This window comes from uncultured Campylobacter sp., assembly GCF_937981295.1.
Lineage (GTDB): Bacteria > Campylobacterota > Campylobacteria > Campylobacterales > Campylobacteraceae > Campylobacter_B.
Window position 1 is genome coordinate 1 of sequence record NZ_CALJPC010000032.1, and the last position, 11,937, is coordinate 11,937.

Below are 11,937 nucleotides of genomic sequence, written 5' to 3' on the forward strand. Positions count from 1 at the left end.
AATTTAAAAACGAATTTAGCAGTTTTAAAAGTAGACTTAAGGACGGATTTTAGATTATGAAATTTTTAAATTTAAAAGTTGCTGCCGCCGTACTCGCGCTGCTGCTCGCAGGCTGCGACGGATGGAAGCACCATCTAAGCAGCGACGGCACCTCGCTCGCCTCCAAGTTTGACCTCTCCGAGCGCACGCTAAAGATTGAGGCAACGACAAGCCGCTCATGCTGTTTTTCTATACCAGTAGCCGAATTTAGAAATTCTGAAATTTTAAAATTTAGATAAAATTCTACGATTTGGAATTTTGATAAAATTTCTGTGGCTACCAGCTCCCGCTAGCACCGCCTCCGCCGAAACTTCCGCCGCCCCCACTGAAGCCGCCTCCGTTAAAATCGCCACTTCCTTTAAATCCGCCAAAATCCCCGGATGAGCCTCCTCTCATGCGCGATGAGCGCGCGATTTTGCTTATGATGTCTGCGCTCGAGATTATATCCTCGTCGCTTCTACTGTGGCGCGTCACGCGGCGGCTTAGTATCGCAAAAAGCAAGACCGCAAAAAGCACCATAAAGATCGCAAAGTCCTTGTTGCTCGGATCCTGCTGCGCGTTGGCGTTAAGCGGATCAAATTTTATATCGCCGCCTTCGATCGTGCCGATGATCGCCGAAATCCCGCTAATGACGCCACTTTCGTAATCTCCCTGCCTAAAATAGGGCAGAATTTTATTGCTGATGATGCGTTTGGCGCGCATATCGGTTAGCACGCCCTCTAGCCCGTATCCGACCTCGATACGCACTTTATGCTCGTGTGGAGCGACAAGCAGCAGTACGCCGTTGTCGCGCCCTTTTTGCCCGATACCAAGAGCGCGCGCCTGCTCTACGCCGATTTCCTCGATAGAGTAGCCACCGAGCGATTTTAGGCTTACGAGCATGATCTGGTTTGTGGAATTTTTATCGAAAGTCGTTAAAATTTCATTCAGACTCTCTCTCGCGGCTGGGCGTAAAATACCAGCCTCATCGATTACAGCGGTGCCGTTTGGGCGGGCTAGATACTCGCTAGGTACGGCGACGCTTATTACAAATAGCGCCATTATGGCAAAAGCAAATCTCCAAGCCACTCTCATTGCAGCTCCACCAAGGTCTCTTCTATATCGTTATTTTCGCTATCTTTAGGCACTCGCATAGCTAGCTCGCACAGCGCGTCCATCGCCTTTAAAACAGCAGGCTCAAGGCCTTGCGTGCTGGGGTTAAATTCCGTCGTGATACGTTCAAACTCGCCCTTAGAGATAAACTCCGCCGCTCGCGCGCCGCAGATGATATGAGCGCAGCGTTCGCGGACGCATACGCAAAACATTATCGCTTCTTTTACGCTACCGTAGCGCTCGTAAAATTTTTGCATCGCAAACTCGCCCGAGAGCCGAAGTCTGCGAGATTTAGGCGTGATTAGAGTTAAAAGCGTGGGGCATTTAGCTAGCAGAGCTTTAATCGCAATGAAGCTAAGTGCTACGATTTGCAGTAGCTCAGCTTTGCTTATTTGCGGCACGAAGCACAGAACGATGCCGATCGCAAATGCCGTCACTGCCGCCGCGCCGTAGCTGGCTTCACAGTCCTCGCTTGCTTCGCGCGCGACCACGCAGACGATCTGCGCACCGCTTGCGACTTCGGCTTTCGTGATTAGCTCGTGGATTTTTTGCTTGCACTGCTCGCTTAGCATTTGCCGCCTTTAGCGTTATTTAAACGAGACGCTAGGGGCTTTTTGGCTTGAGCTATCAGCGCTAAAGCTAGGTTTGGCGCCGCCTAGTCCTACGATGCGCGCGATGATATTTGTAGGGAAGGTTCTAATTAGTTTGTTGTATTCCTGCACTGAGGCGATGTAATCCTTGCGCGCTACGGCGATACGGTTTTCCGTGCCTTCGAGCTGATTTTGCAAGTCGGCGAAATTCTGATTTGCCTTAAGATCCGGATAACGCTCGACTACCAGCATCAAGCGCGATAGGGCCGAGCTAAGCTCGCCTTGAGCGCCGTTAAATTTCGCAAACGCCTCCGGATCTTGCGCTAAACTTTCTGCATTAATATTGACAGCGGTTGCCTTAGCGCGGGCATTTATAACGCCTTCTAAGGTATCTTTTTCATGGCTAGCGTAGCCCTTGACGGTTTCTACGAAATTTGGAATCAAATCGGCGCGACGCTGATATTGGTTTTGCACCTGGCTCCACGCGGCCTTAACTTCTTCATCTTTGCTTACGAGTTTATTATAAACCGGCACTGCAAATATTGCAAACGCAATCGCCGCAATCACTAAGACGATTAGGGCTTTGATTAAGATATGAAGCCCTCCTTTTTGGCGCGGATACTCTTCTCCGCCAAAGCTCTCGCCTCGCGCAGATAAGCCTTTATCGTCGTAACCTATACGCTCGTTATTTTCTCCTTGCAGCTCTTTCATTGAAATCTCCTTGGGATGTTGGAATTTAATTTGACTAAAATTTCATATTCGATCGTGCCGAAGCGCTTTGCCCAGGCTCGCGCATCGTCCAGCACGCAGATGCGCTCGCCGCTGAATTCTGCGCAGAAGCTATCCATCGACATTTTTCCGAGCATTTTTTGCCCGCTTGCAAGCGCTAGCTTGCCCTCGCCGTCGTAGCGAAATAGCCCATCGGCATAGCCTAAATCGTATGTGCCGATCCTCATATCGCGTGGCGCTTCAAATTTCGCGCCGTAGCCCACGCACTCGCCTTTTTTTAGCACGCGCGAGCTGATTAGATCGGCATAGAGCTTTAGCACAGGGCGTAAATTTAGGCTCTCGTCAAATTGCGGATAGCCGAACTGCGCCATACCCACGCGTACGTATTCGTCCTCAAAGCCCGCACTTCGCTCGATAGCTGCGGAGTTGCTCGAATGAAATTTTAAATTTTCAAAGCCCGCGGCGGCGGCTTTTTGCCTCGCAAGGCGCTTAAATTCTATAAAATTTTGCCTCTGCGCGAAAAAATCTCCACTTAGCTCGTCGCTTGCGCGAAAGTGTGTGAAAAAGCCACGAAGCTTAAATCCGCCCGCCTTGCATAGCCTAAGCGCCTCATCTAACTCGCTCGCACCGATGCCGTTTCTGTGCATAGCAGTATCTGCAGCGATATAAATTTTAAGCCCTCGTTTAAGACGCGAGAAGTAGCTCAGATCATTTACCGCGTAGCAAAACCGCTCATCCTCGTCCCCGCGCGGAATGTGCGAAAGCACTAAAATTTCGCCGAATAGATCCGCGATCTGCGCAGCTTCCGCAGCACTTCGCGTTACGGCGCGTACGAAGCCTAGTTTCGCCGCTTCCTCGCAGCAAAGTCTGCAGCCATGGCCGTATGAATTATCCTTGGCTACCAAAAATACTCGCTCCGCTCCACCTACTTTGGCGGCGATTTGCGCTAGATTGTGCGCATAAGCGGCGCGATCTAAGATGATCTCAGACATCGAAATTTAGTCCGTAAGTGCGGTATAAATATGGCAGCAGCTTGCGCGCGGCGTAATCGTAGCCGTAGAATTTCGCGTAAATTTCTTTCAAGCTAGCCGCGCCTGCGCGCTCGAAATCAAACACGTCGGTATCCTCGATTTTTGGCACGCGCTCATCTAAGAATTTAAAAAATTCCGCTCTCGCAGCCAAAAGCTCTTTTATATTTTTCTCAACCTCTTGCTTTTCAGATTCGTTCATCTCTGGTCCTTTAAATTTTCTAGTTTGCCTAAAAATACGCGCTGCATCTCGTCGCGAAACTCGGGGCTGCTGGCCTCGAAGCGGGTTACGATCACAGGCGTGGTGTTGCTTGCCCGTACGAGCGCCCAGCCGTCATCAAACCGCACTCTGATGCCGTCGATCTCGATAATATCGCGGATGGGCGGCAGCTCCGCGATACCTGCGTGGATTTGAGCTTTAAGAGCCTCGATGATCTTAAATTTCGCCTCCTCGCTCGTATTAAATTTAATCTCGTCGGTGCTAAAAACTCGCGGTAGCTTGTCTAGTTCGGCGTCTAAATCATATCCTTTAGCTACGAGCTCAAGCACGCGCATCATCGCATATACGCCGTCATCAAAGCCGAAATATCGCTCTTTAAAATAAATATGCCCGCTAACCTCCGCGGCAAGATCAATACCGAGCTCCTTCATCGCCTTTTTGATATTGCTGTGGCCGGTCTTGCCCATGAAGCTTTTGCCGATCTTATCGATGGTGTCATACATCGCTTGAGAGCATTTAACCTCGCCTAGGATGCGCGGATGGGTCATATTTAGGGCAAGCAGGCAGGCTAGCTCGTCGCCTTTTATATTGCGGCGCGGCGTAAGCACGGCGATCCTATCTGCATCCCCGTCAAAACCAAAACCCAAGCTCACGCCGTCTTGCTTCATCGCGACTTTAAGATCCGCTAAATTTTTCTCCTCGCTGGGGTCTGGGTGGTGGTTTGGGAAATTACCGTCGGGCTGCGGGAACAAAACTTTAGCGTTTAGATCCAGCCTTTCGATGATTTTAGTAGCGGTAACGCCCGCGGCGCCGTTTGCGCAGTCGATTATAAAGGGCGTAGCAAAGCCCTTAAGAGCCGCAAATTCCTTCTCAAAATATGCTAGATACTCGCTTAAGATGTCGTACCTCTGGGTGCTTATATCGGTTGGAATTTTAAAATTTGAACTCATCAGCTCTCGCACCTGCGCGCCCAGACGTTTCAAATCCGCGCCAAAGAAGCTATCCGTGCCGATCGTTATCTTAAAGCCGTTGTAATTTTTGGGGTTGTGCGAGCCGGTGATCATTACGTTTGCGTTAAATTTATGCGTAAATACGCTAAAATAGCCCACCGGCGTCGGTAGCAAGCCGATATTATAAACCCGCAACCCGGCGAAATTTAGCCCGCTTACGAAATAGCCGAAAAGCTCATCCGCGCTAAGACGGGCGTCGTATCCCACGCTAACGCGCTCAAGCCCGAGATTTGCGATATGTTTGCCAAGAGCAAAGCCGATCGCTTTTACGCTGCGCTCGTTTAACTCCTCGCCCACGATACCGCGAATATCGTATTCTCTAAAGATATCTTCGATCATAAAATTCCTTTAAATTTAAATCGCGGTATTTTATAAAAACTTGCTTAATATTTATATTATAAATGATAAAATCGCCGCTAAAATTCCAAAGGATGATTATGAAAAAATTTATTCTAGCAGCGATTTTAGCGGCTTTTGCTTGCGCGGGCGATTACGAGCTCGTAGGTAGCGTAAATACTTCGTTTAGAATTTTTGGCAAAGACGATCGCATCGAAGTTATCGCGGTTAAAGATCCTAAGGTTGATGGAGTGACCTGCTACGTCTCTTACGCCAAAAAAGGCGGCGCCAAAGAGATCATCGGCGTGGAGGAGGACCGCTCCGAAGCCTCTGTTTCGTGCGTGCAGACAGCGCCTAAAATCATCATCAAAGAGGAGTTGAAAAAAGAGGATATTTTTGAAAAACGCAGCTCGTTAATTTTCAAAAAGACCCACGTAGTTAGGCTTTACGACGCGGTGCAGGGCTCGCTAATCTATTTGGTTTATTCAGATAAAGTGATCGACGGCTCGCCCAATAACTCGATCTCGGCGATCCCGTGCCACCAAGCCGTGGGCGACGTGTGCGAGCTCGCATATGCCCAAGGCAAAAAATAATAAGAAGGAATTCCGCAAAGATAGAATTTTATCGCAGCGGAATTCTAAATTATAAATTACGCGATGAGATGACGCATGAAATTTAATAGAATTTCGCCAAATTCCGTAGCATTTTATAAAATTTTATCCGCGCCGTTAAATTCCTAAGCGAATGCCTAAGAAGAGAATTTTACCGCTTTATTAAAGCATCTTAACGCATATTCGCGCTACGCTAGCGGACGATGCGCTTGCAGGTTGTAAGTCGTAAAATGAAAAATTAAGCAATTTTTGCTAAAATCTCGCGATTTTGAAAACCCTCGTAAATCTAAAGGAAATCAATGAAGACATTTTTTAGTATGGAGTGCGCGTCAGTGATGCTACTGATTTTGGCGCTAGCCTGTGCAATCGCTACTTTTGTAGAGACCGCTTACGGCACGGAAGTAGCTTGGGCGATGGTTTATTCTACTGCGTGGTTTGGCGCGCTGATGGTGCTTTTGGGAGTAAATTTAACCTACAATATCTATCGCTACCGCATGATTAAACTTCGCACGCTGCCTGCGCTAATCTTTCACGCGAGCTTTTTGTTTATGCTTGCTGGAGCGATTTTGACTAGATATTTCGGCTTTGAGGGCAATATCCATATAAGAGAGGGCAGTGAGAGCTCGATCGTAACGACTAAAGACGAGATCGTTCAGCTCCTTACTTTAGGCAGCGACGGTGAGTTTATATCCGCCGACGAGAGCAAATTTTTAAACGGCGCAGGACGGATGAACTTCGATCTCAATCTAGACGTAGAGGGCAGGATCGCAAATTTAAAATTTAAAGAGCTCGTAGAACACGGCGAGCTAAAATGGGTGCAAGATCCGACCGGACAGGCTCCTGCGCGCGTGGAGCTATTGTTTTCAAACAATGTTGGCAGCCAAAATGTCTCCTTGCAATCGGGTGAAAGCATGGATATAGGCGAGCTTAGTATCACTTTTAATGCAGAGCCTAAAAGTAAGAATTTTATCTACATAAAATCCAAAGACGGCAAATTCTATTTAAACTCAAGTCTTGATATAAACGCCACTAAAATGGCTGATATGAGCACTGCGCCGCTTAAGAAAAACGAGGATAATCCGCTAGGCAATCTCTTGCTTTACAGCTTCGACGGGATAAATTTCGCCCCCGTTAGCCTACTTAGCTCCGCGGTCGAGAAATTCGTCCCGGTCGCTGCAAATTTACCGGGTGAACCTGGCGTAGTAGCTACGCTAAGCTTTGCGGGGCAGAGTCGCGAAATCTACGTACCTAGGGATTCGCATGGCGCTAGCTACAAGGTGGGAGATAAGAATTTCATCGTAGCCTTGGCGCCAAAGATGCTTCATCTGCCTTTTAAAATCGCGCTTCGCGACTTTGTGATGGATCGCTATCCAGGCACCAATTCGCCCTCCGGATATAAAAGCGAAATCACGCTAAAAGACGGCAATTCGAGCTTTGATTATGATATTTTTATGAATCACGTGCTCGATTACGGCGGATACCGATTTTTCCAAAGCTCATACGACACGGATGAGCGTGGCACCGTACTTTCGGTCAATAAAGACCCCGGCAAAGCTCCAACTTACATCGGCTATTTTTTGCTTTGCGTGGGGATGTTTTTTAACTTTTTCAACCGGGGCTCGCGCTTTTTCAAGCTCTCGCGCTTAATCAGCGAAAATACGCATCTTGCTCGAGAAAAAGATGTAAATTCTAAAAATTCCGTGTCTAGCTCGGTGCCCGTAAGCTCCGCAGAAAGCTCCATATCAAAACGCACCAAAAAATCGCGACGCGGCACTAAAGGTGCGGCATTAGCATTAGTAGGCGCATTGGCTTTGAGCTTGGCTGCATTGTATCCTAGCACAGCAAACGCCGAACAAAACTCCACGACTCAAAATTCTATTCTGCAAAATTCAGCGCCGCAAAGTCCTGCTAGCGTGCAAGATCCCGCTTCGCAAAATTCCGCGCAAAATTCCGCCGCCGAAAATTCCAAGCAGGGCTCCGCTTCACAAGAATCTGCAGCGGAGCAAGACTCCGTCCCACCGCATAATTTTTCTGCTATGGGAGGCGAGCTAGCCGTGCCGAAATTTGATCCTAAATTTAGTGAGGATTTAGCAAGCCTCGTAATTCAGGGATTTGATGGGCGAATGGAGCCTTTTGATACAGTTTCTAGGGAGCTTTTAAATAAAATTTATCGCGCCGACGACTACAAGGCGCCAAATGGCGAAATTTTAAATCATAACGCCGCTGCGCTTTCTTTTATGCTAAATCAAAGCTACTGGAGGCGTGCACCAATCATCAAGGTTAGCGAGCCGGAGCTTAAAAAAATTCTAGGTATGGATGAGAAGCAAAGCCACGCCAGTATGATGGATTTTTTTGAATTTAAAGGCGGCGAGAGCTACTACAAGCTCGATAAAATGGTCGAGGAGATCAACCGCAAGCCTTTGGGCAATCGCGGTGTGCTAGATAAAGAGATCATCAAGGTAAATGAGCGCGTAAACGTCTTTTATTCGGCGTTTATGGGGGATTATTTTAGAATTATTCCGGTTAAGAACGCTAAAAATAACGAGTGGCTTTCGCCGCTATATCTAGGCGATGCGCTGGATCAAAACGAATCAACTGAAGTTAAAAAGATGATGGGGATATTCGTTTCGTCCGTGGTCTATGCCCAAGAAAGCGGGGATTGGAGCGGCGCAGAAAAGATGCTAAGCTACGTCAAAAAATACCAGGCACAAAACGGCGCAAATTTAATGCCTAGCGAGAGCGCGATAAAATATGAAATTCTATTTAATAAGGCTAAAATTTTTTCTCGCCTCTTTCCGATCTACACTATCTCGGGATTTTTGCTTCTGATCTTTATCTTTTTGCGGATGATGAAGCCCGCTCTTCGCCTAGGCGGCGCATTTAAGCTCGTTTATATCGTAAATATCATCGCCTTCATCGCGCACACCGCAGGTCTTGCGCTACGCGGCTATGTTTCGGGGCACGCGCCGTGGAGTAACTCCTACGAATCGCTCATCTACATCGCGTGGGCGCTGTCGCTAAGCGGAATATTTTTCTCGCGCAAATCCGCTATTTCGCTGGCGCTAACATCAATAATGGCGGGCATCACGCTGATGGTGGCGCATCTTAGCGACATCGATCCGCAGATCACTAATCTCCAGCCGGTTCTAAAATCGCACTGGCTTACGATCCACGTCTCGGTAATCACCGCGAGCTACGGATTTTTAGGCCTTTGCATGCTGCTTGGAATTTTTACCCTCGTGATGTTTTTATTCGATAAGAAAAACCCCGAGATTGCGCGCAATATCGCAGAAGCCACGCATATCAACGAAATGTCGATGATCCTAGGTCTTTGCTTGCTGACGGTCGGCAACTTCCTAGGCGGCGTGTGGGCGAATGAAAGCTGGGGGCGCTACTGGGGCTGGGATCCGAAGGAGACCTGGGCGCTCATTACGATTTTTATCTACGCGGTGGTAGTGCATTTTAGGTTTATGCCTAAGCTCAATAATCAGTTCGCCTTCGCGGTAGCCTCGATGTTTGCGTATTTTAGCGTCATAATGACCTATTTTGGCGTAAATTTCTACCTAAGCGGCATGCACTCCTACGCTAGCGGCGAGCGCATTCCGGTGCCCGGCTGGGCGTACGTGATGATCGCTTCGATGATAGCTCTTGCGATCGCGGCGTATTTCCGCTCGGGCAAATCGGCTAGACTTTAGATAGGTGGGGCCCAAATTTCAGAATAATAATTTTGAAATTTCGCCCGGATTTCGCAGCTTGCCGAGGCTTTATGGATTTATGGAATTTATCTTTAAATTTTGGCTAGGCTTTAAAACCCCGCAGAATTTTATAGAATTTTACGGCTCGCGATTGCGCTAAATTTTAAAATGTTGCATCGCGACAGAATTTTTGATGCTTGAGATTTTAAGACGTCGTAAAATTTTAATGATTTGGAATTTGCACCGCTATGGGATTTTAATGTTTTAAATTTTACTTCTAGTGGAATTTTTTCATACGACGGAAGCGCGGCGAATTCTAGAATTTTAAAATTTCAGCTAGCGCGCTAGCGTAAAATTCTGCCCTACTGCCGCCATGACCGAGCAGTGAAATTTTAAAATTTGATTTTATAAATTCTATGCTCGTCTTTAAATTTAAAATTTAAAATCTCGCACTTTATGAAATTTTATTTATGGCGTCGAATTTTAAAATTTCGCACGCCTTTGTTGCAGCAATTCTTGCGTGACAAAATTTTAAAATTTTAAATTTCGCGCCATGTTATAGAATATAATAAAATTGGAAAAATTTATAAAATTTTAAACTGCGAAAACGCCTCGCCAGGCATTAAAATTATCTTAAAATATAATTTAGCTTGCAAGATTAAGCTAAATTTCTGCTTATAATCATATTGATTTAATCTTTATTTGGCTAAAATTGACGCTTGTCAATTTCTTAATTTGAAAGGATAAAGATGTCTGATCTAAAACAGGATAGACGAGGCTTTATCGGGCTTACTTTCGGCGCGGTTGCCGCTGTGGGTGGCGTTTTCGCACTCGTGGGGATGAAGAAATCGTGGGATCCGTTACCTAGCGTGCGCGCTGCCGGCGTCACTACGGTAGATCTAAGTCCGATCAAAGAGGGCGAGCTGTATCAAACACAGTGGCGTAAAAAGCCGATTTTCGTGCTTAAAAAGACTGCCGATATGCCTAAAAACGATGCCCGTGACGTCGTCGTAGGGGATGCTAGATATACGCTTTGCATCGGCCTTTGCACCCATTTAGGCTGTATTCCTAGCTACAAGCCATCGACGCAACAATTCATCTGTGCATGTCATGGTGGGATTTTCGATGCTAACGGCGTAAACGTATTCGGTCCGCCGCCGCGCCCTATGGATATACCGCCCTTTAAAATCGACGGAACGAAACTCGTTTTAGGCGAAGAGGGCCCCGAATACCAAGCCCTAAAGCAGAAAGCATAGGAGGCGCAGATGGCACATATAAGAAAAGCTACGGGAGTTTGGGATTGGTTTGACCAAAGACTCGCCGTAACGAAATTTTTCAAGGTGATGGTAAGCGAGTATTGGATTCCTAAAAATATCAGCTTCCTTTGGGCGATGGGCGTTATTTTGATGACGCTATTTATAGTTTTGTTCATAAGCGGACTGATGCTCGTGATGTATTATAAGCCGGATGTAAATCTCGCATTCGATAGCGTAAATTTCACGATTATGAAGGAGGTCGAATACGGCTGGCTATGGCGACATATCCACGCAGTATCGGCGTCGGTTGTATTTTTGATCCTATACATTCATACTTTAGTAGCTATTTATTACCGCTCGTATAAGCAAGGACGAGAGATGATTTGGGTAAGCGGAATGCTGCTTTTCATCATCTTTTCGGCCGAGGCTTTTAGCGGCTATATGCTTCCATGGGGGCAGATGAGCTACTGGGCAGCGATGGTTATTACTAATCTTTTTGGTGGAATTCCAGTAGTTGGCGACGCGATAGTAGAGTGGATTCGCGGCGATTACGCCGTAAGCGATCCGACGCTGACGCGATTTTTTATGCTTCACGTCTGTTTACTGCCTCTCGTGGTGGTTGCGGTGCTGGCGGTGCATTTTTATTCGCTTAGATTTCCGCATGTAAATAACCTAGACGGCGAGGAGATTGACTTTGAGCTCGAAGGCGAGAAGTATCTGCAGGGCAAAACTAGCGAAAGCAAGGTAATTCCGTTTTGGCCGGGCTTTTTGGCGAAGGATTTTTTTTACGTCAGTATCTTTATGATATTTTTCTTTTATCTGGTCGGCTTTCACTTCGATTTTGCGATGGATCCGATAAATTTCGAGCCGGCAAACAGCCTCAAAACCCCGACGCATATCTATCCGGAATGGTACTTCCTCTGGGAATATGAAATTCTGCGCGGATTTTACTTCGACGTAGGGCCGCTTAAGGCCGCCGACATCGGGCTTATCGCATTTGCATTCGCCGGAGTTTCGCTGTTTTTCATACCGCTATTTGATCGCAGCAGCGTAGTAGCACCCGCGCATAAAAACAAGGCGTTTTTCATTTGGTTTTGGGTTTTGGTAATCGACATGATCCTGCTTAGCCTTTTTGGCAAGCTTCCTGCAGACGGCGCGGAGCTTGGTATCGAAAATAAATACTGGGGCTTTGCTTTATCGATCATCTATATCGGATTGCTCGTCGTAGTGCTTCCTCTAATTACAATTGCAGAAAGAAAGAGGGTCTAGCCATGAAAGAGATAAGAACCCTAATCTTAGTGCTTTTTTGTGTGGGAATTTTATACTGGTTT

At 47.0% G+C, this 11,937-nt stretch carries 11 protein-coding genes; 5 read left to right on the forward strand and 6 right to left on the reverse strand.

The genetic code is table 11. The features are described 5' to 3' along the window. Nucleotides 1-56: 56 nt before the first annotated feature. Nucleotides 57-278 carry a hypothetical protein gene (locus tag Q0135_RS02855; protein ID WP_297988078.1) on the forward strand — a complete coding sequence of 74 codons (222 nt, stop codon included), beginning with the start codon at nt 57-59 and terminating at the stop codon, nt 276-278. Nucleotides 279-315: 37 nt separating this feature from the next. On the opposite strand, the gene Q0135_RS02860 is transcribed toward Q0135_RS02855, so the two are convergent. The 6 genes from Q0135_RS02860 to Q0135_RS02885 are packed head-to-tail and all read right to left on the reverse strand — an operon-like array spanning nt 316 to nt 5,047. Beyond that, nucleotides 316-1,113 (reverse strand): YgcG family protein, encoded by a 798-nt coding sequence (locus tag Q0135_RS02860; protein ID WP_297988080.1) that lies wholly within the window; start codon nt 1,111-1,113, stop codon nt 316-318. Continuing rightward, a complete protein-coding gene (locus tag Q0135_RS02865; RefSeq protein WP_297988082.1) occupies nt 1,110-1,703 on the reverse strand; it encodes a hypothetical protein in 594 nt (197 codons plus the stop codon). The genes Q0135_RS02860 and Q0135_RS02865 overlap by 4 nt, the downstream gene beginning before the upstream one ends. Nucleotides 1,704-1,718: 15 nt before the next feature. Next, complete coding sequence (locus Q0135_RS02870) at nt 1,719-2,432, reverse strand: LemA family protein (RefSeq protein ID WP_297988084.1); 714 nt, start codon at nt 2,430-2,432, stop codon at nt 1,719-1,721. Further along, the gene (locus Q0135_RS02875; protein WP_297988086.1) at nt 2,429-3,442 is read right to left on the reverse strand and encodes an alanine racemase; all 1,014 of its coding nucleotides are present in this window, start codon (nt 3,440-3,442) and stop codon (nt 2,429-2,431) included. Before Q0135_RS02875 ends, Q0135_RS02870 begins: the two co-directional genes overlap by 4 nt. After that, nucleotides 3,435-3,680 (reverse strand): CmeU family protein, encoded by a 246-nt coding sequence (cmeU, locus tag Q0135_RS02880; protein WP_297988087.1) that lies wholly within the window; start codon nt 3,678-3,680, stop codon nt 3,435-3,437. The genes Q0135_RS02875 and cmeU overlap by 8 nt, the downstream gene beginning before the upstream one ends. Then, nucleotides 3,677-5,047: a phosphomannomutase/phosphoglucomutase gene (locus Q0135_RS02885; protein ID WP_297988089.1), complete on the reverse strand. Its 1,371-nt coding sequence runs from the start codon at nt 5,045-5,047 to the stop codon at nt 3,677-3,679. The genes cmeU and Q0135_RS02885 overlap by 4 nt, the downstream gene beginning before the upstream one ends. Before the next feature lie 98 nt (nt 5,048-5,145). Here Q0135_RS02885 and Q0135_RS02890 point away from each other — a divergent pair, with 98 nt between their 5' ends. From Q0135_RS02890 to Q0135_RS02905, 4 genes are all read left to right on the forward strand, one after another. Continuing rightward, nucleotides 5,146-5,637 (forward strand): CreA family protein, encoded by a 492-nt coding sequence (locus Q0135_RS02890; protein ID WP_297988091.1) that lies wholly within the window; start codon nt 5,146-5,148, stop codon nt 5,635-5,637. Between the two features lie 317 nt (nt 5,638-5,954). Next, the gene (ccsA, locus tag Q0135_RS02895) at nt 5,955-9,350 is read left to right on the forward strand and encodes a cytochrome c biogenesis protein CcsA (protein WP_297988093.1); all 3,396 of its coding nucleotides are present in this window, start codon (nt 5,955-5,957) and stop codon (nt 9,348-9,350) included. A 749-nt stretch (nt 9,351-10,099) separates the two neighbouring features. After that, entirely contained in the window at nt 10,100-10,606 is a 507-nt protein-coding gene (petA, locus tag Q0135_RS02900; protein ID WP_177387024.1) for a ubiquinol-cytochrome c reductase iron-sulfur subunit, read from the forward strand. 9 nt (nt 10,607-10,615) lie between these two features. Further along, the gene (locus tag Q0135_RS02905) at nt 10,616-11,875 is read left to right on the forward strand and encodes a cytochrome bc complex cytochrome b subunit (RefSeq protein WP_177387022.1); all 1,260 of its coding nucleotides are present in this window, start codon (nt 10,616-10,618) and stop codon (nt 11,873-11,875) included. Nucleotides 11,876-11,937: the final 62 nt, after the last annotated feature.